This window comes from Crateriforma spongiae (assembly GCF_012290005.1).
GTDB classification, from domain to species: Bacteria; Planctomycetota; Planctomycetia; order Pirellulales; family Pirellulaceae; genus Crateriforma; species Crateriforma spongiae.
The window spans coordinates 33,010-56,771 of record NZ_JAAXMS010000010.1 but is presented as its reverse complement, the minus strand read 5'-3'; the positions used below and the strand labels follow the sequence as shown (position 1 = coordinate 56,771).

Sequence of the window (23,762 nt, the reverse complement as noted above, 5' to 3'; positions counted from 1 at the left end):
ACAGGCTTGCCGGGTGCCCAGGGAATCGGGCCGAGAGTGTCGGGAAAGTGGGCGGCGCGGTCTGTGCCGTTTCAGAACGCATTCTGTCCGCGTTAGGGCGGGTCATATCCGCCGCGGGAAAACGGATGGCACCGCGCGATGCGGCAGACGCCTTTCCAAATTCCCCGGCACAGACCGTATTTCTGAATCGCTTGAACGGTGTACTCGCTGCATGTGGGCGTGTACCGGCAACTGGCACCGATCAGCGGGCTGATCGTGGTCTGATACATACGCACCGCGGCGATGGCCAAACGCTGAAGCATGGGGGCGAACCTTTCCGGCGGCCGTTTCAAAAAATTGGTGCCGTTCCGCTGCGACGATCGGTCGCCTATCCTGCGGGCGCAGCGGCGGATCGTTCCGTTTCGCATCGATGACGTTTTTGGAACCGATGGAGCTATCGCGAACCATGACCGACACGATCGTGATCTTTGGCGCTTCGGGCGACCTGACCAGTCGGAAACTGATCCCCGCCTTGTATAGCATGTTTGCCAAGAAACGCTTGGCCAAGACGACGCGAATTGTCGGCGTGTCGCGCAGCAAGTTTGAACACCAGCAGTGGCGGGATTCGCTACGCGAGACGACGGCGAAGTTTTCGCCCAAGTTGTTCGACGCCGAAACGTGGGATCAATTCAGCCAACACGTCTTTTATCACCCCGGTGACATCAAGAGCGCCGAAGACTTCACGTCATTGGCGGGCTTTCTGAGCGAGATCGAAGACACACCGGCCGACGGACGGCTGTACTATCTGTCGACGATGCCTCAGTTGTACGAAGAAGCCATTCGCCAACTGGGGGCCGCCGGGTTGGCCGATGATAGCGACGGCTATCGCCGGGTGATCATTGAAAAACCCTTCGGAACGGATTTGGAATCGGCCCGCAAACTGAACGAGTCGATTCATCAAGTCTTTCGCGAAGACCAGATCTATCGTATCGACCACTACTTGGGCAAAGAAACGGTCCAAAACATCTTTGCGATGCGTTTCGGAAACACGATTTTCGAACCGCTGTGGAATCGAAACTACGTCGATCACGTCCAAATCACGGTGGCCGAAGAGGTCGTTATCGGTCGTCGTGCCGGGTACTACGACACGTCGGGCATCTTGCGCGACATGTTCCAGAATCACCTGTTGCAACTGATGATGATCACGGCGATGGAACCGCCGGCGAAATACGATTCGACGATGAATCGTGACGAAAAGGTCAAAGTGCTGCACAGCATCCGCCCGATGACCGGCGGCGATTTTGCCAACCACACCGTTCGCGGCCAGTACGACGGATACCTGGACGAAGAAGGTGTTCCGGCCAACAGCCAAACGGAAACCTTTGCCGCACTGAAACTGTACTGCGATACTTGGCGATGGAAAAACGTGCCGTTTTATCTGCGCAGTGGCAAAGGTTTGTCCTGTCGCACGACGCAGATTGTCATCCAATTCCGGCAGGTTCCCCACATGTTATTCGGGGAAGTCGGAAAGTCGCCGGATCGCAACCGTTTGGTGATTCAGGTCCAGCCGGCCGAAGGCATCCAGATCCACTTTCAAACCAAAGTGCCCGACGCCGGGATGAAAACGCGGACCAGCACGCTGGACTTCAATTTCTGTCGCAACGGCGGGTCAATGCCCGACGCGTACCAACGGCTGTTGATGGATGCCATCAGCGGTGACGCCAGCCTGTTTGCACGCAGCGACGAAGTCGAATTGGCCTGGGGCATCATCGACCCGATCATCGAAGCATGGCGCAGTCCCGCGGCGCCGCCGCTGTTCCGGTATCCCGCCGGATTCTGGGGACCCACCGAAAGCACCGACTGGATGGCCAAGCAGAAACGGGAATGGTTCGACGTGTGCCCGGTGATCGGATGATTCCGGTCAGCATCGGCCCAGCCGGTTCGATGACCGGCTTGCTGGTTGGCGCCCGCTGCGTCGGACTAAGGACCAACATCAGTCGACGTCGATCATCTTTTGGACGACTTCCATTTTGGCTTCATCGCTGCCGTACAGTAACGTCAGGCCGTCGTTGCCCGCGATGATTTGATACGCCTTGGCGACGTCGTCTTCGTTCAACAATCCGCGCGATTGGTACGCCCGGATCTCGGCCAACCGTTCCAGGACTTGGCCGGGATCACCGCTTAGCAACTTGCTGACGCGATACTCCGCGGCTTTCTCGCTTAGCTCGGGCATGTCCGCGGTCACCAATTTCAATTTGATCGTTGCGAACAACTGGTCCAGCGAATCATTGATGTGTGCGGTGCCCGGATCGTAATCTTCGCTCTGTTGTCGACCGCGGCCGCGACGCTGCTTGCTGGCCATGACCTCGTAATTGTCAAACGCACCGCTGGCGGCAAAAGCTTTGCCCGAACCGACGTGGTACAGACGGCAGCGACAGATATTTCGCGGCGGCTTTTTACCTTCCAGCCGAATCGCGACGTCGAAATGGAACAGGAAATCACATCCGGCCTCCGTGGCCTTGTCCAGCATGGATTCGTGTTCGCCTTCGCCGATAAACAACAGCCCTGGTTGCCAAAGCGGATAGTCCGTGTTGGGCGAAAATTCGTCGGTGATCGCGTACTGGGCTTCTGGTTCGGGCTCCTCGCCACGGCGGCCGCCGTATCCGCCACGGTTGTTTTCTTTCTTGGGCGGAGGCGTGACGTCAGCCAACGCGGCGCCGAAATGTCCGGCTTTGTAGTGTTCGGCGAAACGTTGTGCGAACATTTCGCTGACCGAACCGATGACTTCTTTGAATTGGGCGTCGACGGTACCGCTTAGCATTTCCACGACACGAGGTGGCGGCTGATTCCGGCCCGGGCCGCCCGATCCATAGGCGTCCATTCCCGATCCCCCGCCGTATTCGTCGCCGTAGCCGTAATCGGGTTCCTCGTCGCCGTACCCGTAGTCTTCTTCGCCACCATAGCCATCGCCACCATAGCCTCCTTCGTCGCCGTAACCGTAATCATCCCCGCCGTATCCGCCGCTTGATGCGGTCCGCATGTTGGCGGAAATCGGGTTGTATCCTTCTTCGATATCGCCACGGACCATCATGGACACGCCGAACCGGATGTTCCAAACCGGTCGGCTGAGGAGTTTGCTGAGGCGAAGCTTGGCGATTTCGTCTTGAGCTTGGTCGTATTCTGCGGCCAAATGAGCGTGGTACAGCTTCATAGCGACCGGCAAATTACCGGACATGTAGGCCGACCGAGCCTGATTCAGCAATTCCGGCCCTGCGTTGACCGAGCCACCGGCGGACGGACCAAACAGGCCAGCCAAGTCGGTCATGTCGATTTCGGATTTGAATTGGGTTTGCATCGCCGTCAGAATTTCCGACGTCGAACCACCTCGGCTGGACGAAGACCCATATCCGTCCATGTACTCATCGCCATAGCCGTATTCTTCTTCTTCACCGTATCCGTAGTCCTCTTCGCCGTCGTCTTCACCGTACCCTTGGGCCGAAACGGGGCCGGCGGATACCAACAACATCGCGAAAAGGGCCAACCAGGCAGCCCGCAGAAGATGGGAAAGTCGCATCGGGGAAAACGTCCTTTTTCTTGACGAAAACCGCGGAGTCGATGGGTTCGGCCGGCCGCCGGCGGGTTTTATAGACACCAGAGGGCGCGCGCGTTCGATCCGCTTGGGCTCGTGTCATGATAGACCATTGCGACCGGATCTTGGGCGGCGAAAATCCCGAAAACACGCGTGCTAGGGCATTCAACGTCAAAGGCTTTGGCCTAGAATCGTTTGAAAACCACCGGCGAACGGACCTCGGGCCCCTCTTGCGGGGCGTGGCGTGCGATCATCGACGACAGTGCCCCCGATTGTCGGCGATTCGACCAGACGAACGAGGGAACTTTTGCGTCGGTGACCGCTTCCAAGTTCGTGACGCAGTGTTGCGGTCTAGGATGATGGGGGGATTTCGTGGTGGTGCCGACCAGCGAATTCAACGCCGCGGCCAGGTGATTTCACGTCGCGGTGGGGCAAATCAAATGAGCATCGGGATCAAAACAACGGCACGATTGAGCTGACGGTTACATATGTCCAGGCGGCAAACCACACGACGACGACTGCGGCTGGAACGGTTAAGCAACCGGCGCGTTTTGGCTGCGATTACGGGTGTCGTGTTCGACGACATCGATCACAGTTTTCAACGTGGCGACGGCGAAAATCCCCTGCCCCAGCGATTGGTGTTTCTGGACGCCAACGAAAACGGCGACTACGACGCGGGTGAATCCTTTGCGTTGACCGATGCACAAGGACGATTCGAATTCTCGGATCTGGATCCCGGCAGCTACGCGGTTCGGCTTTTCGACGGCGCGGCTTCACAGTCGCAACACTTTCCGGCGCAGTTGACCGCCACTGCGAACCAGTTTGCTCTGTCCGGATTGGATTCGCTTCACGGTGACGGCCAGCGGATCATCGGCGTCGATGGTACGGAATTGGTCATCGCCGACCTGAATGGTGCGGGCGTCAGCCGATTAGGCGTCGGTGCGGCTTTGGGCGACGCGGCCACGCTTTCCAGCGAACGAACCTTGGTCGTCGGGGCCGGTGCCGATGCCGGCGAACTGTTCATCGCCAATCACCAGGACCAATCGATCGACACGCTGGATGTTGGTAACGCGGCCGAAGGCCAGACGCGGACCTGGCACAAGGTTGCCGTCGACGGCGACGGGCGAGGTTTGGCGATCGCCACGGTCGAAGAATCCGGCGAATCGTCCACCGTCGTTCACTCCATCGATGCGACCGATCCGGGCAACATTTCACTTTCATCGACACAGCAAGTCGTTGCGGCCGATAGCCAGTTTGTGTCCAGCCGCAGTGGCCCGCGCAGCGTCTTGGTCACCCCCGGCGAAGACGGCGTCGCGGTGGAATTGTGGAGCAACCTGACGGCGTCTCCGATTCCGACGACAGCGACCGAGATATCCGGTGCCGGTGACGTCTTGGATTTCGACGACGCGGCCGGTTTGTTGTTGCTGCGGGACACCAGTGGTGGTGTCACCGTGGTCGACGTCAATAATCAATTCGCACCGCTGTTCCAATTTAACGATCTGGCGGGTCCGGTTCGCCTGGATCCGGCGCGAGAACTTTTGTGGGCGTTTTCGCCGATCGACAGCACCCTGAAAGTTTTGGAACTCGGGGGCGGCAATCAGATCGCGCAGTTGCCCGTCGAAGCGACCAGTGTTGGTGCAATCAGCTCGTTCCTTCCGGGCCGAATCGACCCTTCATCGGGTATCGAATCGTTGGCTTTGGTTGGCGCGGCAGGAATCGCTGAAGTCAAACTTCAATCGCCCACCGCTCATCGCGTCACGCTGACGTCCGATGAAGCCGAAACGCGAGTCGGTTTCGGCGTTCGTTTGGTTGGTTCCAATCAATCGCCGGCTTTGGCTAATGTGCCTGGGCTGCAAACACCCGAAGACCAGAACTTGATGGTGCCCGCCGCAACGATCGGATCGGCGATCGAAGACGGTGACGGTGATCGGGTTGTCGTGCTGCCGGGACCGCCCAGCGACCATTCCGACGTGACTGTTAACCCCGACGGCAGCCTGATCTATCGCCCGGTGATGGACTTCAACGGCAACGATGTGTTGCAGTTGATTTTGGCCGACGGGCGTTCGGTGACCCCCATTCAAATTCCGGTTGTGGTCACGTCGGTTCCCGACGATCCCACCGGCGTCACGATTCATTTGCCGTCGGTCGCCGAAAGCGTGCTAATCGGTTCGGTCTTAGGTTCCATCGATGTCCACGATCCCGATGGGCAAGATCATACGATCCAAATCAGTGATCCGCGGTTCGGTGAAATCGACGGCGACATCATTTTCGCCGGTGGGCAACTGGACTTCGAAGAAGAACCCATCATTCAGATGGAATTGTCCATCCAAGACCCCGACACCCAGACGGTCTTGACCGAACAAGTCACCGTGTCGCTGATCGACGCGAACGATCCGATCACCGGCATCACGCCGGACCGAGCGTTTGTTTCGGAAAACGCATTTGGCGACATCGTTGCCGAACTGATTGTCGAAGACCAGGACGTCGAACAGTTTTACGAGTTGTCGGTCGATGACGAACGGTTCACGATCGAAGAAACGCATTTGCGTCTGGCACCAGGCGTTGCCTTGGACTACGAGGCCGAAAAAGAGGTCACGGTCAATGTGACCGCGTTTGATGCGTTCAACGATGACCGATTCACCCAAGCGGTGACGGTGGTGGTCCGCGACGAAGTCGAAGCGCCGTCCGACATGACTTTGGACGGCGACACGGTGATCGAGTACGTGCCGGGCGATGTTGTCGGCGTTCTGGCGATCGATGGCGTGACCCGGCCCAACGGCTATTCGTTCGGCGTCGATGACCCCAGTTTTGAAGTCGTCGCGGGCACCTTGAAGCTGTTGCCGGGAAGCTGGGTCGTTCGAAGCGACACCCCAGAAATCCAAGTCGAAATCACGGCGCAAAACGACAACGCCGCCATTGCACCGCTGGTGCGATCGTTCGTCGTCACAGTGTTGGCCAATGACCGTCCGTTCCATAACGAAGACCAGCCGCTAGACGTCAACGGCAACGACGACATTACAGCCCAAGACGCGTTGCTGGTGATCAATTACTTGAACACCTATGGTCCCGGACCGGTGGGCGAAGGGAACCCGGCAATGTCCTATGACGTCAACGGCGACGGCATGGTGACGGCGTTGGACGTGTTGTTGATCGTGAACCGGTTGAATCGCGGTGAACTGGTCAGCACCGGTGGAAACAATGGTGGCGGCCAAGCCGAGGGTGAGGGGACGGAAACCGATCCACCAGCCGAACCCAAGGCGTTCCAAATGGCCCAGCCGAAACCCGCGTCATCATCCATGGCGATCGATCATCCACAGGCCGTGGACATTGCCATCCGCAATCACAACGACGATGACGACGACGAACTGGATCCTTGGTTGGATCCGTTGTCCAACGAAACCGTCTAGGCACACGGCATCAATTTTTTGCTGCCGAAAACCGGCGTGGATCTGATCGCCGATGCCGGCACCAATGGCTAGGCCGCCGCCTTGGCCGTTTCCGCCTTCTTTTGTGCCAGCAAACGTCGTTGATAACGGCTCTGAACGACGTCCACGATGATCAGGACGGCCAAGACAAAGTAGAACGTGCTCTTGGCCATCGCATGGACTTCGTGACCGAACAGATGCAACGCGGCAAGTTCACCGCCTTCGCTAACCAGCATCACACCGACAATGAATAGGATGAACAGTCCCAAGACTTCGTACATCCGATTCTTCTTCAAAAACTCGGCCACGCGATCGGCCAGCAAAATCATCAGGCATCCGCTGGTGATGATTGCCAGTGCCATGATCAGCATGTCGTCGGTCAGTGCGAGCGCACTGAGAATGGAATCAAATGAAAACACCAGGTTCATCAACACGATCATCGTGATGGCTTTGGCGACGCTTGTTTGTGCACTTCGCTTCGTGTCGTGATCGATTTCTTCGACCGCCAACAAGTGATAAATCTCTTTGATTGCGGTCCAAAGGATGAAGCCGCCGCCGAACAGAACAATCAACGCATGGCCGGACAATGCCATGGTCAAAATGTTGTTGTCCGCGATCGATAGAAAGGGATCCTTCAACATCTCGATCAAATTCACGACCACGAACAGCAAGACGATGCGGAACACGATCGCCAGTCCGATACCCAATTTGCGAACCTTGGATTGCTCCGACGGTTCGACTCGTTTGCTTTCGATTGAGATGTACAGCAGGTTGTCGAATCCCAACACGACTTGCAGCAGCACCAGCATTCCTAGTGTGAAAATCCCGTGCAGTGAAAGCAGTTCCTGAAGGAATTCGGGCATCGGATGTCTCGGTGAATCGCAGATTTAGGAATGAAAAGACAGTCGCGGATGATGCGACACCTTCGCCACGATGTCGATGCACTGTGATTGTCGATGTGGTTCCGCGGCATCAAAATCAGCAAACGACTGAAATGAAGATGGCGGAACATTATCGGAACCGCGATCACGATTCCACCCGACGATGGGGATGATAGAGCCAGACGATGAAAATTTGTGGCGTAGCTTTGGACATGGACGGCCTGTTGTTCGATACCGAAAAGCTTTACTGGGCCGTCGGTGATGAAATCTTGATTCGACGCGGGCATCGGTTCAGCCAACCATTGCAAGATCGCATGATGGGCCGTGTCGGCGTTGCGGCGATGCAGCAAATGATCGATTTTCATTCGCTGGACGATGATCCCGTGGATCTGTTGGCCGAAAGCGAACAGTTGTATGCGGTTCAACTTGGTAACGGGCCGGATCCGATGCCGGGGCTTCAGCAATGGATCGACACCCTGAAACAAAGCGGGCTGCCGTTTGGCCTGGCTACCAGCAGCCGCCGCAAATTCGTCGATCGGATTTTGCCGACGGTTTCATGGGCGGGGGATTTGCACTTCATCTTGTCCGGTGACGATGTCACCCGCGGCAAACCCGACCCGCAGATTTATCAAATGGCGGCCGATCGGATGGGGATCGATCCCAAGACCATGTTGGTGCTGGAAGACAGCGGAAATGGGACCGCCGCGGCGGTGGCCAGTGGCGCCGTCACGGTTTCCATCCCCAGTCGTCATACAAAAAACCAAGACTTCTCAGGGGCCCATTTGGTCGCCGATTCCCTGGTGGATCCCCGGCTGTTGGCCTTGGTGGATCCAGAATTTCGCGGCTAGGACGGGGGCGGCGGCCGTTTGGCGACCGTGTCGTACCGGTCGTCGCGGATATGCCGACGGCGGTTTGCCTGTTTTGCCCCGCGTCGTTGTGTCTGGTTGATGTCGTCAGAAAGATCACCAATATTGAATTTGGAACATCTTTCCAGTTCGTCGACGACTAAACGAGAGGTACAACGATGAAATCACTGCGAAACGTGACGCTGGCGCTGACCGCCGCTGCACTCGTGGCCATCACGGCCGCCCCCGCCGATGCGGGTTGTCTGAGCTCCTGTTGCGAACCGGCTCCGGTTTGCTGCTGCCCGCCGCCGCCGGTTCCGGTCACCTGGTGCGTGACCGACCCGACCACCTGCTGCAAGCACCAAGTCACCGCATGCGTGCCGGCTTGCTGTGCGGGTGAAGTTCCTTGCCTGGTTTCTTGCAAGCGTGGATTCTTGGGACGCAAGGTTTTGACCTACAAGTTCCAATGCTGTGGTCACTGCGTCGATGTGGTCATCACCCACTTTGGCAAAGTGATCGTCCGCGACTGATCACGTGACACGTGATTGGTAATCGACAAACGAAACAACCGCAGAAATGCGTATCGCGCCTGACCCGAATACGGTCAGGCGTTTTTTCATGCGCCGATGCAATGACTGGCGGTGGAAAGCCACTTGCCCGCCGCGGCGGCATCGTCACGATGCGCGATAGTTTTCGCCGAAGACGGACAATGCACCGGCTTTGGCGGCCAGACCGCCAAGGATCGCGATGAACACGACCAACAGCGATCCGCCGATGACGTACTTGAACAGATACCGTCCGGTAAACATCTGGTTCCATCGCAGACGCTGATCTTCGTCGATGCCTTGCAGAGAAGCCATCGTACGTACGTCACCGTCAAAGGGTGCCGGACCGACCGCTTGGACCGTGGACGTAAAGACCTTGCCCTGATCACTGTGGCATTCCAAACAACCCTTGGCACCCAAGGCTTGACCGGCGCCGCGAACATTGTGGGCCAACGGCCACGTCAGAAGGTCGATCGATTGCTGGGTCGATTCCGCGAACTTGCCCGGATCCAACAGTGCGAGCTCGGTCAATGAGTCCGCAGTGCCCGACCCGTCCCAGACGTCATCGTTCAGATCCGCCGATGTTCGCGTGACATACACTTGGCCCGCCGAAACATAGGCGGCACGTTCGACTTGCATCTCCTTTTGGATTGCTTCCAACGCCGCAGCCAGCTTCTCATCAAATTCGGCTCTGCCAAGTTCGGCTTGTTTCTGTTCCAACTTGGCCAGCTCGTCGGTCGTCAATTCTTCATCTTTCAGCCCGCCGCGTTCTTCGCCCAAGACTTCTTGACGGTCGCTGCGGCCGAGCTTTGGAAGCGTCAATTCGGCGACAAAGTCTTTGCGAACTCGCAGCGAACGACGGGTGACTTCAAAGACGGTCTCCGGTGGCAACGGCGTCAAAGCATCGCCATCCACCGATGCGAAAAATGACGGCCACATGCCACGCTGGGGATAGATCATCGATTCGGGCGGCTGATGTTGGTGGCCCGTTTCGGCATGGTGCCCGGTGTCGGCCTCGTCATCTGATGAATTTGGTGATTCCTGACCCGCGTCTTCATCCGACATTGCCTGATCCCATCGTTGCGTCAATTGATCGTAAATCGGGCCAATGATGGCCGGCCATTCATCGCCGGTGCGGTGGTCCTTGGATCCCAGCGAATGGGCCAGGGATGTCATCGTCCGCTTCGCCGATTCACTCGGGGCCGGTCCGCTGTGGCAGGTCGTGCATGCCAACTTTTCAAAGTGCAACGCAGGCAATCCGGCGTGCTCGGGCATCGGGGACGCAAGCCGACCAGCCAACGCAATCGTTTCTGCGGTGCTTTCGTCAGTCACACCGTAATGGCAGCCGCGACAGCTGAGTGTTTGGATCGATTGGCCGGTCACGTGAATTTGGCCTTCGAACCCCCGCACGATGTCGTGATCGATGCCGTTGCGATGGCAATCGACACACACCATGCCGGCACGCAAGTGGATGTCTTCGTCGTGAATCCAACGAGGTTCAATCCCGTGATCACCAACGCTGCGATTGCTGTGGCATTGGTAACAAGCGTTGTCCTCGGGCATGCGGACCAGGTCAAAAAACACGGTTCCGTCTTGGCCGAATCGGTTGGCGTCATATTCGACGGTGGGCAGTTTCGACTGGACCGATTCGTCGCTGAGGTCCGAACCAGTTTTGATGCGCGACGCTTCCCCGTTGACGATGCCCAAGCGAATCGCGGCGGTGGGGACCCACGCAAAGTTTTCTTTTTCGACTTGTTCGCGGCGAAGTTCCATGTCGTATCGACCCGACACCGCGTGACAAACCATGCAGTCGATTTCCAACGTCCCGGTCAATTCCCAGCGGGTTTCGACACCGGGCTCGGACGAATCATCTTCGGCGGCGTCCGCGGATGGTTTCTCCGAATCAGATTCGGCGGGAACCGCGATGGTGCCGGGAAGCCGCGCACCAAAGTGACGAATCAATTCGAAATCGCTGATTCCGATCTCGCGTGGATCGAAGCGGTCCCCGTGATCGCGTGTCGATAGCGGCAACTGGGTTCCGGTCCGGGGGTCGGTCCAGATCCATGGTTCCGAGGCTCGACCGTCATCCGGGCGCAAACCCGATTCCAAAAGTGCGTTGAAGTGCCAGCCGTGTGCGATCGTCTGGTAGTCGTGGCATCGGCCACAGGTGTTCAGTGGAGAATACGGCTGGTCGGATTCCGGCGTGATCTTGCGATTGTTGACATCATACAAATCGATGTGGTGCAGAAACCTGGCGTTGCCGTCGTGGTGTGCGTACCGCGAGCCATCCGCCGCGATGGTTTCCCGGCAAATACCGCCCAACAGCAGTCCGAAAAGCGTCAGGGTTCCAATGGCAAAACGAATCACTTCAATCAACCTTCCGGCAACACATCCAAGATCGCGACGCGGTTCAAGTTTGCCCCATTCACTGGACCAGAGGAAGCCGACATACTTTCCGCCCCTATCGGTGTGACGCCGATAGTTCTTTCTCGCAACGCGACGACCGATTACGCGAAATCCAGATTTTAAGGAGTTTTCCAATGAGCCGCAGTGGAGTGATCACTTTCAAAGGCAATCCGATGACCTTGGAAGGTGACGAGTTGACCGTCGGCGGCCCGGCGCCGGATTTCACCTTGCATTTCGCAGGCAACGGGTTGGAAACGCTGACCTTGGCCGATTTGAAGGGCAAACCGACGATCATCAGCGTTGTGCCCAGCCTGGATACGCCCACCTGTGCCATCCAGACCAAACGGTTTAATCAAGAATTGGCCGCGATGGGCGATTCGATCAACGCTGTGACAGTAAGCCGCGACTTGCCGTTCGCACAGAAGCGATTTTGCGGTGCCGAAGACATCAACATGAAAACGGCCAGCGATTACCAGACCCACGATTTCGGTCGCGATTACGGTTTGACCATCGCCGAACTGAAACTGTTGGCGCGTGCGGTCGTCTTGTTGGATGCCGATGGCAAGGTTGTTTACACCCAAATCGTTCCGGAAGTTGCCGAAGAACCGGACTACGACGCGGCACTTGCCGAACTGAAAAAGCTGGTCTGAAGCCGGTCATCGGACCTAGCCCGACGGTAAACAGGCTCGAACAGAAAACAGGCTCGAACAGAGATGAAATCTGTTCGAGCCTGTCGTTGTTTTGGGCCGGTCGTGAATCAGTTCGCGAAGCGGGGCGAGGTTGTGCCCACGCAATTCAACCGCGGGCTTACGGGGCGACCTGCAAATTGTTTTGGACGTCATAAATGCCGGGTTCCAGTCGCATCAACAGCTCGCTCATTCGTCGATCTTTTTCACTGGCAACCGTCCCCTGCAGCGTTGCGGTTTGCCCGGTGACTTGAACGTTCACACCGCCGTAGCCGCGGCGGTTCAAACGGCTGAAGGTCTTCACGGCGGAACTGCGAACTTGCGTGGCCGGACGCGGAGGCACTTGTACGGCACTGCGGACGCGGGTGCGGATGCTGGGTTGATTGTTTCCCCCCGCGTTGCCGCCGAATCCAAAGGCGTTGCCGAACAGCGATCCCAACCCACCGCCTCCCAGGCCGCCGAATCCGCCGGTCGCCCCACCACCGCCGGTTCGGCCCGTGGTGGTCGTCGTCGATGAATTGCGTGTCGATCCGATGCCTTCGCTGGTCGATTCGCCGATGCCGCCGGAGCGTTCGATCGTCGCGTCGATTGCTTGGTTCAGCGACGAATTGGTCAAACCACCGGACACCTGCGATGCCGCGCTGTCGGTCGCCGCGCCGCCGGTCGGTGCGGTTTGTGCCGACGCGACGCCGCAGGACACAGCGGCACTGGCGGCAAGTAAAGTGACAATGAAGCGAATTCGGTGAAGCATAAAAGCGTTCCCGCGGACTGTGCGTTTACGTGACGGGGTGTTGTCTGGCGAGTTTCGCCAGAATTCAACGGCCAATGTTCGGCGTGGCTCGATGGACTTTTTGAAGCCCACCGCAGGGAACCGATGCCCGCGTCTGTGACGACGTGAAATCGTCGCCTCGCTTGCATCGGATCTTCCGACCGGCCTGCTTGACAGTTCACATGATTTTAACCGTTGGCCCCGTCAAAGGTTCTGGATCGGGTCGACGGGAGATCGATTTGCCTGTTCAGGTTGAACAGATGCCAAGATCGTAACGGTCGAATCGAATAAGCTGGCCAACGCACGGAGAACGCCGACCCATCACCCGCGACTCGCGGTGTCACCGGCCACCGTGCGAAGGTTTTCGTCTGCCCAACAGCCATTCCCCTCTATCTTCCGGATTCCCCACGATGTTTCCGCGATCTCGCCGCTCCCGTCTTGATCGGTTCTGTCGATTATTGATGCCGCTTCTGGTCGTCTCCGCGGTGCTGCCCTGGCAGCGATCTGCCGTTGCGGCTGATGCCGAATCATCGCTGCCGGGCGCGCCAATGCTGCTGCCGCAGGACACGTTGGCGTACATCCGCATCGCCGACGTGCAAGACATCCGTGAAGGATTCGGACGCACCTCAATGGGCCGCATGATGCAGGACCCACAGATGAAACCCTTCGTGTCAGACGTGTATGGCGTGCTTGACGAATCGTTCCAAGAGATCTCCGCGGTGATCGGCGTCGAATTGGGAGAGTTGTTGAATATCCCGCAGGGCCAAGTCGCATTGGCTCTGGTGCCGCAACTGATGCCGGAACCGGATCCCGATCAAGAGGTTCGCGATGACGAAGACGATGAATCGGAAGAAGCCATCAAACGTCGTCTTGCCCAAAAACGCCGCCAGCAAAACGGCTTCGCCTTCGTCTTGATCGTCGACGCCAAGGACAATATCGAAACCATCAATCGGCTGCTGGAAAAGTTCGAAACACAGTTGGCTAAGGATCGGCTGATCCGACGCGATGCCACCATCGACGGGACGAAGTTGGTGCGTTGGTTGCCGCCACGCGTCGGGCGTCCTCCGGTGGAATACTTTGTACGCGATGGTGCGATAGCCATCGGTGTCGGGCAGGATACCGCTGGAAGCGTGCTGAAGCGTTGGGTCAAAGAAGACACCAGTCCTTCGTTTGCCAACAACAACGACTTCACTTCCGTGCTCAGCCGTAGCGTCGGCGCCGAAGACACGATGCCACAGCTGACGTTCTTCGTCGATCCCTACCACATTGTCGAACGCATCATCAAAGCCAACGGCGGTGCGGCCGCGCTGGCTTGGCCGCTGATCGAACAATTGGGCATCTCGAAGATTCGCGGTATCGGCGGCAGCACGTTTCAGGGCGGCGAGTTCTTTGACGATATTTCGCACCTGCACATTGTCATCGACACGCCTCGCGATGGATTCTTTGGTGTTTTGCGTCCGTCCACCGGTGACACCGTTCCCCCGGCTTGGGTGCCGGCCGATGCGACCAGCTACATGACGGTTCACTGGGACTTTCCTCAGACTCTGGAAAACTTGGGCAAGATCCTGGACAAGTTCAACGGTGAAGGAAGCGTCGACCGTTTCATGGAAGAACCGCTGCAGAAACGTACCGGCATCAGTTTGCAGAACGAAATCTTGCCGCTGTCGACCGGGCGGATGGTCAGTGTTCGTTGGTTGGAACCGCCGATGCGAATCAACAGCCAAATCAATTGCTTCGGATTCGAAGTCAACGATCGTGATCAGGTGACCGAAGTCTTTGATCGTTTGGTGAAGCGTTTTCCCAACGCCATGAAGCCGGTCGTGATCGCCGGCACAATGACCTATGACTTGAATCGAAATCGTAACCAGAAAATGCCCGAGGGACTTCGGCGTCCCGAACCGACGCTGTTTCAATTGGGCAACTGGATCGTTTTCTGCGACAGCCAAGCGTTCATCCAGCGGATGGTGCAAACCAATGCCGGTGTGCTGCCCGGTTTGGACGGTGAACCGGAATATGGGTTGGTGTCCGGTGAATTGGGCGGCAAGTTGGACGGCGAACAACCGTTCATGATCAGCTATGTCCGTGGGTCGGACTATTTTCGTCAGATGTTTGAACTGACCAAGAATCCCAGTACGCGACAGTTTCTTCGCCGCGTGGGCGAAGACAATGTCTTGGCACGGAAGTTTGTCGAACTGTTGGAACGTGATGAGCTGCCCGAGTTCTCTCAGTTCGAAAAATACTTCGGCGCCGGCGGAATGTTCGCTTACGACGAACCTGGCGGGATTCACATCGGCACCTTTACGCTGAAACCGCTGGAATAGCGGTGCTCCAGCCCACCTGATTAGTGTTCTTCTGGCTTGGCGGATCATCGGCGAGGGTTTCGAATTCGGAATCCTCGCCTTTTTCGTGAACGTCCCGCTCGTCGAAACGGTCATTGACTCCTACACTGATGTTAAAAACACCTGCTGTAGCGAAAAGTCAGTCAAGTTATGTGCCCGCCCGCTGCCGACTCGTCCGATAGCCTTGATCCGCAAGACGACCCAGTGGCCCTGGTCGGTGGCGATGACCGAGTGCGTGATCATTACGAGGATCCGTTCGGCCTTGGCGGCGTCGACCAGCCCACACACGCTGCCGAAATTTCCAACCCGTTTACTGGCGATCGTGTTCGAATCGAATTGCGTCTGGAAGACGGCGAGATCGACGAAGTCGGATTTCATGCCGATGGAAGTGTCGTTTGTCAGGCCGCCGCATCGATGCTGTGCCAACATGTTGACGGACTAGCGATCGACGCGGTTCGACAAATGACGGCATCGGACATGGTGGATCTGTATGGCGAAAGTTTGAAGCCCGGACAGCAGAAGTGCGCTTTGCTGCCATGGCGGTGTCTGGACCGTGCCATTGATCGCCCACTCGACGATGAATCCGACGACTCCGTGGTTCAGTTCGGTGGCCCAAGTTTGGGTGAAGAAAGCTGATGTCGACGCGAGCGGATGCGATGGGCAGTTCACATCATTCCAAGTGCCAACGAAGCGAACTAATTTCATGAATACAGACGTCATGACATCTCCGCTGAATGTCGACGCGATTCGCGCGGACTTTCCGATCCTGGCGCGCAAAGCCGCTAGCGGCGCAGACTTGATTTACTTGGATAACGCAGCCAGCACCCAGCGTCCCGATCAGGTGATCGAAGCCGTCAATTCGTTTTATCGCGAAGGCTATGCGAATGTGCATCGTGGCATTCATACGCTCAGCGAAGAAGCGACCGCCGAATACGAAGCGGCTCGCCAAACGGTGGCCGATTTCCTCGGGGCCGGCAGCAGCCGCGAAATCGTTTTCACTGCTGGTTGTACCGCGGCGATCAATACGGTTGCCCATAGCTGGGGTGTGGATAACCTTGGCGCCGGCGACGTGGTGTTGCTGCCGATCAGCGAGCACCATGCGAACATCGTCCCTTGGCAACAAGTGGCGGCACGGACCGGATGTCGACTGCAATGGTTGCCCGTCGGTGATGACTACCTGATTGACTCACAAGTCGTCGCCGATGCGTTGGAAACGTATCAGCCCAAGTTGTTCGCGTTCGCCGCGGCTAGCAACACACTGGGAACCGAGTATCCGGTCAAACGCTGGACCGAACTCGGGCATCAGTATGGTGCGACGGTCTTGGTTGATGCCGCCCAAGCTGTGCCCCACCACACCGTCAACGTTCGTGACTGGGATGCCGACTTTGTGGTCTTCAGCGGTCACAAGGCGTGTGGCCCCACGGGCATTGGCGTGCTTTACGGAAAAGAAAAACTGTTGGATGCGATGCCGCCGTTTCTCGGTGGCGGCGGAATGATTCACTTGGTGACCTGCGATGGTTTCCAGCCCGCCCGGCTTCCAGAGAAATTTGAAGCCGGAACGCCGCCGATCGCGCAAGCCGTCGGTTTGGCCGCCGCGATTCGTTATCTGCAATCGATTGGACTCGAACGCATTCATCGTCACGAGCAACAATTGTGTCAGATTGCCGATGAAGGGTTACGGCAGATCGATGGTTTGACAGTGATCGGTCCCGCACCGCAACACAAAAGTGGGATTGTCAGCTTTGTCGTTGACGGCATCCACGCCCACGACTTGTCGCAGTCGTTGGATTTGGACGGCATCGCGGTTCGTGCCGGTCACCATTGCACGATGCCGTTGCATGAATCGCTGGGATTGGCGCAGACCTGTCGTGCCAGTTTCTATCTATACAATTCCGCTGACGAAGCCACTCGTTTGATCGACGCCGTCAAAACCACCCGCAACCGCTTCTTGAACCGCACCTCTCGCCGCCGCCGCGTTTAAGGGGACGGGGGTCAATAACGCGGGCCAGTGCAGGGCAGTTCGATTGTTGCGTTCAGCGATTTTGGCTTTCAGGGTTGACGAAGGTTGTCGGTCAATCTTCGCTGTTGCATCGGAGACGTTTGTTTCGGCCGGTGCTTCAGCGGATTTCGTGCGGTTGCAGGTTGAATCTAACCTTTATGAGTGGTTGATTCGTTTTGATCGCAAGCAATGACACGTCTTGAGGCACACGCGGTCGGCCTGTCGTTTCTGGCCCGTCGTTTTTGGCCCTGCGCACTTAGGACCACCGTTTTTCAGATTCGGCGGATTCGCTTGGAACACAGGCGATAGCTTTCCATTCGAAGCAGCCTTAGCATTGGGTGGTTACCAAGTTGGGGGCGCTGCAGCGCGAGGTCGTATCGTTGCCTGCGAAACAAACGCAGGCAACGTCGAATGGACCCGAGTCGGAGCGGCCTGGGGCATTAACCCGGTGCGAAGCAGCTTCTCACCGCGGCTTGACCCCGATGGTGGTGATGACCGGTCTTGGCGGCATGCTGTTTGATGGATTCGGGCCGACCCACGCACACGCTATTTCCAAAATACCTTTGCCAGTTCCATACCAGATCACGCCACATCGACAGGTCGATGCCTAGCGTTTGCAGTGTCTTCCGCAAAGACGCAGGCACTCTGGGGTTCAGCTTTTCGGCTGACTGTCTGGCCGTCCAACAAAGCAGTTCCCAGTAATCCTTCCATGACATGTTCAGGAAACCTTTGTCGCTGCTACGCAGGCCACCGGTGTGGACCTCCGGTTCATCGGATAGTTTGTCTGTTGACAGGGTCAGCGGGCTGAGCCACCCATCACGCCGAATCATTCGACCCGTTGGGTTTCGTTGTTTCTGTTTTCGTTCTTGGCGAATTTCGTCAACCGGAGTGTCACGGATTTTTCGGCCGGCTTCATCCGTTGGAGTTGGCTGCAAGTCGAATGCAGCCGAAGCCAGTTTGGCACCCTGGCGTGCTTTGGCCCGATCGTAAACGCTGGTGTGTGGCGTTTGTTCGGGGAACTCGGCCATCGCTGCACGAACCGGATTCAGATCCACGTACATGCTGCACGCCAGCAGGCCCGCCTCGTCGACGATCCGCTGGCACTTGAAGCGTCCTTCCCAAAAACGCCCCGTGCAATCGTCTTGTTTGTTCGCCATGCGAGCGATCGGTTCGGCCAACGCCCGCATGAACCACGAGATATCCGCCAGACGCCTGCGGATTTCGGCCAGCCTTTCCTTGTCGCGCACTAGCGCTTGGACGTCGTTTTCTGTGGGTTCAGCAAGATGTTCCTCGAGTCTGCGACCGGGGAACACTCGCAACCATCGAATTGCGACTTCCTGGTCGGTCCACTGGCAGCAGACATCCGGGCGATTACGAAGGATCTGGTGCATGTGGTTGCTCATTACCGCGTAGGAAAGCACATCGACGGCAAAGACCGAGGCAAGTGCTTCCATGCGTCGGCGAATCCATTCTTTGCGAAACGAATAATCTTTGCCTGAATCTCGATCCACGCCCGCCAAGAACGCCCGCCGGACGCACCGCTGCACCACGTGCACTATACAGACTTCACCCGGGTCGAATTGTTCAGAACGCTGCGGTCGCGGCATCGGACATCTCCTCCTAGACCAAAATCTGCCAAATCCGCTCACCCAAGTCAAGTAGATGGTGGGTGGCACCATCCAAGAAGATCTGGATGTCTTCGGTTGGAGATCAACAGGATCGCAGATGGGTGCCTAGTGGGGCTGAGTGGCCATGCTGAGGTTGGCGCCGGGGGCGACGCCAGCAATGAGGCGTTGCAGTTTGATCGAGGCGGCGACTTCGCCGGGCATTTCCGATCCAGGTGCGCTGCCCCAGAACACTCGCTGCAATGCGTTGCTGTCGCCGCGGTAATGGGCGGCCAGTTGCTGACGAGTGCCCTGTAGCACCTCCAACTGCGGTTCAGGGTTTTGCCTGGGATCACCGACCACTTGGATCGCCCGGACTTGAACATCGCCGGCATCCGAGACGGACTTGGCAATGTTTAAGTAATCGGCCAGTTTCGCGGCGGCTCGAATCCGGGGGTCACCAAAAGCTTGGCCGGGAATTAGTTGATTCCGCGACGGTTTGAATTGTGGCACGAAGATGTGACAGTACCGCTCGGTATCGCTGGGGCTGAAATGCTTGTCGGGCAACAGCACCGCGTCACCGTCGACGGCAAAGAACCCGTTTTCGCCGGCCGAGTAAATCATTGCAGCGGGGCGGCGATACGCCAGGCGGACGTCGACCGCGCCACCGGGCAATTTTCGCACGCTGATGACTTGGCGAACCCACGGGTGGATCGCGAACGCCGAGGCAATTTTTGATGACGCACCGGCATCCAGCAAAGACAATTGGTCCATCGCGGTGTCTTCGTAGACATCGGTGACCAAATCAGCGACTTTGCTGCGGATCGATTCCGGCGGTTCGGAAACGGTGATCTGTTCTTCGCGGACACCAAAATACCGGCGTGCCAAGTGTTCGGCGCCCCATTGGTGCCAGGCCCAGTAGCCCACGCAAAGCAACAGTGCAGGCCAAAGGATGGCCAGGACCGCGGGAGCTTTGATCAGCCGGGTCAGCAGACGGCGTATAGGCCGTGGCGAATCCTGTTGGGGCGAATCCTTCGCCAACGTTCTGATCCTTCCAAAGTCAACGGCCTGGTTTTCCGAGGCCCAACGCGTTTCAGTTCGATCTGTGCTACCAAATCTGTAGATTCAGCTGCAAGTCGACCCCGGTTTGCAGGTGGACTTGTTCGCGGATGCGATCGATCAGCCGCACGCACTGTTCGCTGGTCGCCCCTTCGTGGGCGATCAAATAATTCGGTTGGCGGCTGTCCAGCGACACGTCGCCTTCGCGGATGCCCGCCAGCCCAACATTCTGGATCAATTCGTCGGCTGAAATGCCATCGGGATCGACAAATGGCATGGCGATTCGACTGTGCTGACTGGGCCGCTGTGAATTGCGGCTGATCCACAGCTTCTGCATCCGCTTGTTCAGCGCGGTGATATCGCTGGGTTCCAACTGAAAGGTGACTTCGCACACGATTTGGCCGACCAGCGACGTTTTTCGGTGACCAAATCCGGCATCTTCCTGGCTGATCGATCGCCGTGTACCGGTGCTGTCGAGCACGGAAATCTCCGCCACGGCCGATCCAAGATCGCGTCCGCCGGCCGAAGCATTACCGATCACGCCTCCGCCAACCGTTCCCGGGATCCCGATCAGGTGTTCCAGCCCTGCCAAGCCGGCGCCGACGGATTTGATCACGGCGTTGGACAATTTTGCCCCTGCTCCAGCAACCAAACGGTTGCCATCAATCTTCAATTCGCTTGTCGGGGCCGCGGCCATCGACAAGACCAGCCCGTCAAAACCGGCTTCACGCACCAAAACATTGCTGCCGCTTCCCAAAACTCGCACGGCCATCCCCTCGGCGACGGCAAACGAGTAGAGCTGGGCAAACTGGTCCCAGTCCAAGGGCTCGGCAAAGAAACGAGCGGGCCCGCCGATTCCCAGCCAGACCAAAGGGCCGAGCGGTTCATCAGTACGGACCAAATGGGACAATTCGTCTGGAAAGTTCATGCCCTTCGCTTCGGCTTCCATGGCGTCAGTGGGTGGGGATTCAGAGGTTGCAGTTGCGCCGACGCGATCATTCAGATATTCGTCGTTCCACGCCATTGAAACCAATGAGTGGGAACCGGCGGTCATCGGTGCAGCGACAATCCTAGCGAGAAATGACGTCCGCGTTCAGCCCGAAGTTTCGGCCTGTTTCGTGACGATCGCAGAAGAATCACCTCTTTCGAACGCCGTGGATGCGCATCCCGACGGATCGGCGGGCCCCACATGGCGTCACCGATCACGATGGTTTTTCACCAAACACGCGACCCAGAAGCCCCGACCGGTGGAAAGCGGGCCGGGGCGATTCGTCGCAGATTTTCACTGGCCCCGATTCCCAGGCCCGTAAACACGGGGATCTTCGGGAACGAGGCCATGTCGATTGACTTCGGATTGCCAAAAACGGATTCGGCAATCCCGAAAATCAGTTGTTGTGCACGCGCGAAACGGCGCGGCGGATCAACGATCGGACGGGCTGCGTGGGCTGGTAACCCTTCAGCTCTTCACGCTTCCACGCACCATCGATTTTGGTGAAGACGATCAATCTCGGGATCATCTTTTCACCCTTCAGCAACTGTTCGGCCAATTCAGGCTGAGCGTCGCGATCGACAACGGCAAAGCTGACTTGAGACAGTTCGCCGGACTGTTCGATACTCTTCAGCGTGGTGTCCTTCATGACGTTGCATGCCGGGCACCATGGGGCGCCGACCATGACCATCAGGGGTTTGTGTTCAGCGACAGATTGCTTGTACGCCAGGTTGTAATCGCTGGGCAGCGTTTCAACGTGGCTGGCTGTCGTGACGGCTGCGGCAAATAGCAGCAAAAACATGCAAAGCTTCCTCGTTCCAGGGACTGGCTTTGGGACCAAGGTGCCGGCACCTTGCCGGCGAATCAGACGGGCACCACCGCATGACGTCAAACGTTGGATGCGGTTTCCCGAGGTGAAAAGGGAGAAAAACAGAATCCTTGAACCCAGCCAAACTTCTCGAAGATCAGCCGACGATCCGAATTCTTTTCGAATTGACCCGGTGTTTGACGCTGCTCCGAACGAACCCCTGTTTCCAAGGTGGACGATCGATCACGCGAAAACCCCGTGTCGTGTCGGAAAACGAAAAGAGAGCCGTCCGTGACGAAATTGGCCCGAATTCTTTCGGGGACCGTCCGTCGCATCGAGCATCCCAAATACCCGGCCTCCTACGCCAATCCCCCCCCAGATAGTGAGTCTGGCGAAGCTTTGGCGACTATCGCTGCCGGGCAAGCTGGGCGGAGTATAGGAGTCGCCAAGGGGGCCGCAAGGGGCTGTGGCTTCATGGCGGTTTGCCGACCAGTAGTGCCTTGTTAAGGTTCCGTTTTGGCGGGCTGTCTCGCCGGCGTGCAAACGCTAAACTGTTGAAAGCCAAGCGGTTACGAGGCATCCGTTTTTTTATCCGAGCTTCCGTCATGCGGAGGGGATCTTGGTTTCCTCCCCAGAGCCGCCTTGGTGACAACTTGTTACGCCGATGGATCGCGTCGACCCTATCCGATGCGTTTGAACGTCGGCGGTGCGTCGCGCTACGGGGGCGTGAATGAAATTGAACCTGGGATTGATCGGGCTGGGGAACGCTTGGCAAGCACGCCATCGTCCGGCGTTACGCGTGCTGCAGGACCGTTTCGACGTCCGTGCCGTTTACGGGACGGTGCCCAAGCTTGCCGAAAGCTGTGCGGCGGAATTTCAGGCCGATCCGGTCGACGGCTATCGTGCGATTTGCGCTCGATCCGATATCGATGCGATTTTGGTTTTGGAACGATCCTGGTTGGGCTGGCTGCCCGCTCTGGCCGCATGCGAAGCCGGCAAAGCGGTTTATTGGGCCAGCGATCTGAGATTCGATCCGGCGGCTGACCGCGAAATCCGCGAGCGGATCGAGCATTCCGGTGTCGCATTCATGACGGAATTTCCGCGTCGATTTGCCCCCGCGACGCTGCGGTTGAAGGAGCTGATCGCGACGCGATTGGGCCAGCCGAAAATGCTGTTCTGCCACCGTCGTTTGGACCAACCGTCACCGCGTGGCGACAACGGGCACTGCGATAACGAGCGTGAACTGGTCGAGACGATCGATTGGTGCCGCTATGTGGTCGGACGCGAACCATCGACGGTGTTGTCGGCCGATCCACCGACCCAAGAAGGCGGCGGCGGAAGACCGGAATCCGGCTATCGCAGTTTGACGTTGAATTTCGGTCCCACCGGTGATCACCCCCCCGTGATCGCACAAATGAGCAGCGGGAACTACATCCCTTCGCAGTGGCAGGAAGCGTTGACGTTTCGCCGGCCCGCCGACATGCACGTTTGTTGCGAAAGAGGCATCGCGTTTTTGGATCTGCCCAGCTCTTTGGTCTGGTTCGATGATGCCGGACGTCACGTCGAATCTTTGGACGCCGAATGCCCCGTGGGCGAACAGTTGCTGGTCCAGTTTCACCGTGGGGTGACCAGTCTGGTCCGCAGCATCAGCGATCTGCAGGACGCATTTCGAGCCAACGAAATCTTGGTCGCCGCGCGACAGAGCAGTCGTACCGGGCAACGAATCGACATCGCCGCCGGCTGATCCGGCGCAAGCGGTTGTCGTCGGATTGATTCGGCAAAAAGAGTCGGCTGGCGAAATCGTGTACCGCCAGCGAATCACGTCGTCCGTCGGCCAAAA

At 57.8% G+C, this 23,762-nt stretch carries 18 protein-coding genes; 9 read left to right on the top strand and 9 right to left on the bottom strand.

The window, feature by feature from the left end; all coding sequences use genetic code 11:
• Positions 1 to 92: 92 nt before the first annotated feature.
• The gene (gene yidD, locus HFP54_RS22255) at positions 93 to 302 is read right to left on the bottom strand and encodes a membrane protein insertion efficiency factor YidD (RefSeq protein ID WP_145299921.1); all 210 of its coding nucleotides are present in this window, start codon (positions 300 to 302) and stop codon (positions 93 to 95) included.
• Positions 303 to 445: 143 nt separating this feature from the next.
• Here yidD and zwf point away from each other — a divergent pair, with 143 nt between their 5' ends.
• Positions 446 to 1,894, top strand: coding sequence for a glucose-6-phosphate dehydrogenase (gene zwf, locus HFP54_RS22250; RefSeq protein WP_146414294.1), 1,449 nt, complete (start codon positions 446 to 448; stop codon positions 1,892 to 1,894).
• A 78-nt stretch (positions 1,895 to 1,972) separates the two neighbouring features.
• Here the strand turns inward: zwf and HFP54_RS22245 are convergent, their stop codons facing one another.
• The gene (locus HFP54_RS22245) at positions 1,973 to 3,505 is read right to left on the bottom strand and encodes a hypothetical protein (RefSeq protein WP_206036346.1); all 1,533 of its coding nucleotides are present in this window, start codon (positions 3,503 to 3,505) and stop codon (positions 1,973 to 1,975) included.
• Positions 3,506 to 4,140: 635 nt separating this feature from the next.
• Here HFP54_RS22245 and HFP54_RS22240 point away from each other — a divergent pair.
• Positions 4,141 to 6,975, top strand: coding sequence for a dockerin type I domain-containing protein (locus HFP54_RS22240; RefSeq protein ID WP_168566841.1), 2,835 nt, complete (start codon positions 4,141 to 4,143; stop codon positions 6,973 to 6,975).
• A gap of 68 nt (positions 6,976 to 7,043) precedes the next feature.
• Here the strand turns inward: HFP54_RS22240 and HFP54_RS22235 are convergent, their stop codons facing one another.
• Positions 7,044 to 7,856 carry a TerC family protein gene (locus HFP54_RS22235; protein WP_197136615.1) on the bottom strand — a complete coding sequence of 271 codons (813 nt, stop codon included), beginning with the start codon at positions 7,854 to 7,856 and terminating at the stop codon, positions 7,044 to 7,046.
• A 203-nt stretch (positions 7,857 to 8,059) separates the two neighbouring features.
• On the opposite strand from HFP54_RS22235, the gene HFP54_RS22230 reads away from it, so the two are divergent.
• Together HFP54_RS22230 and HFP54_RS22225 are read left to right on the top strand one after the other, a co-directional pair.
• Positions 8,060 to 8,722, top strand: a complete 663-nt coding sequence (locus tag HFP54_RS22230; protein ID WP_146412978.1) for an HAD family hydrolase — start codon at positions 8,060 to 8,062, stop codon at positions 8,720 to 8,722.
• Between the two features lie 176 nt (positions 8,723 to 8,898).
• Positions 8,899 to 9,249, top strand: coding sequence for a hypothetical protein (locus HFP54_RS22225; protein ID WP_146412979.1), 351 nt, complete (start codon positions 8,899 to 8,901; stop codon positions 9,247 to 9,249).
• A 144-nt stretch (positions 9,250 to 9,393) separates the two neighbouring features.
• On the opposite strand, the gene HFP54_RS22220 is transcribed toward HFP54_RS22225, so the two are convergent.
• A complete protein-coding gene (locus HFP54_RS22220; protein ID WP_390658123.1) occupies positions 9,394 to 11,616 on the bottom strand; it encodes a hypothetical protein in 2,223 nt (740 codons plus the stop codon).
• 188 nt (positions 11,617 to 11,804) lie between these two features.
• Between HFP54_RS22220 and tpx the strand changes: the two genes are divergently transcribed.
• Complete coding sequence (gene tpx / locus HFP54_RS22215; RefSeq protein ID WP_168566839.1) at positions 11,805 to 12,320, top strand: thiol peroxidase; 516 nt, start codon at positions 11,805 to 11,807, stop codon at positions 12,318 to 12,320.
• A gap of 157 nt (positions 12,321 to 12,477) precedes the next feature.
• On the opposite strand, the gene HFP54_RS22210 is transcribed toward tpx, so the two are convergent.
• On the bottom strand, positions 12,478 to 13,107 hold the full coding sequence (locus HFP54_RS22210) for a BON domain-containing protein (protein ID WP_146412982.1): 630 nt from the start codon (positions 13,105 to 13,107) through the stop codon (positions 12,478 to 12,480).
• A gap of 479 nt (positions 13,108 to 13,586) precedes the next feature.
• Here HFP54_RS22210 and HFP54_RS22205 point away from each other — a divergent pair, with 479 nt between their 5' ends.
• From HFP54_RS22205 to HFP54_RS22195, 3 genes are all read left to right on the top strand, one after another.
• Positions 13,587 to 15,446, top strand: coding sequence for a DUF3352 domain-containing protein (locus HFP54_RS22205; RefSeq protein WP_168566838.1), 1,860 nt, complete (start codon positions 13,587 to 13,589; stop codon positions 15,444 to 15,446).
• Positions 15,447 to 15,614: 168 nt separating this feature from the next.
• Positions 15,615 to 16,100, top strand: a complete 486-nt coding sequence (locus HFP54_RS22200; protein ID WP_168566837.1) for an iron-sulfur cluster assembly scaffold protein — start codon at positions 15,615 to 15,617, stop codon at positions 16,098 to 16,100.
• A gap of 67 nt (positions 16,101 to 16,167) precedes the next feature.
• Positions 16,168 to 17,445, top strand: a complete 1,278-nt coding sequence (locus HFP54_RS22195) for an aminotransferase class V-fold PLP-dependent enzyme (protein ID WP_146412985.1) — start codon at positions 16,168 to 16,170, stop codon at positions 17,443 to 17,445.
• Between the two features lie 458 nt (positions 17,446 to 17,903).
• On the opposite strand, the gene HFP54_RS22190 is transcribed toward HFP54_RS22195, so the two are convergent.
• The 4 genes from HFP54_RS22190 to HFP54_RS22175 all read right to left on the bottom strand — a co-directional run bounded on the left by HFP54_RS22190 (position 17,904) and on the right by HFP54_RS22175 (position 21,916).
• On the bottom strand, positions 17,904 to 19,070 hold the full coding sequence (locus HFP54_RS22190) for a hypothetical protein (RefSeq protein WP_168566836.1): 1,167 nt from the start codon (positions 19,068 to 19,070) through the stop codon (positions 17,904 to 17,906).
• 126 nt (positions 19,071 to 19,196) lie between these two features.
• Entirely contained in the window at positions 19,197 to 20,108 is a 912-nt protein-coding gene (locus HFP54_RS22185) for a cell division protein FtsQ/DivIB (RefSeq protein ID WP_146412987.1), read from the bottom strand.
• A 67-nt stretch (positions 20,109 to 20,175) separates the two neighbouring features.
• The gene (locus HFP54_RS22180; RefSeq protein WP_235952193.1) at positions 20,176 to 21,075 is read right to left on the bottom strand and encodes a UDP-N-acetylmuramate dehydrogenase; all 900 of its coding nucleotides are present in this window, start codon (positions 21,073 to 21,075) and stop codon (positions 20,176 to 20,178) included.
• 436 nt (positions 21,076 to 21,511) lie between these two features.
• Positions 21,512 to 21,916, bottom strand: a complete 405-nt coding sequence (locus HFP54_RS22175; RefSeq protein ID WP_146412988.1) for a thioredoxin family protein — start codon at positions 21,914 to 21,916, stop codon at positions 21,512 to 21,514.
• Positions 21,917 to 22,652: 736 nt separating this feature from the next.
• On the opposite strand from HFP54_RS22175, the gene HFP54_RS22170 reads away from it, so the two are divergent.
• On the top strand, positions 22,653 to 23,666 hold the full coding sequence (locus HFP54_RS22170) for a Gfo/Idh/MocA family protein (RefSeq protein ID WP_146412989.1): 1,014 nt from the start codon (positions 22,653 to 22,655) through the stop codon (positions 23,664 to 23,666).
• Positions 23,667 to 23,762: the final 96 nt, after the last annotated feature.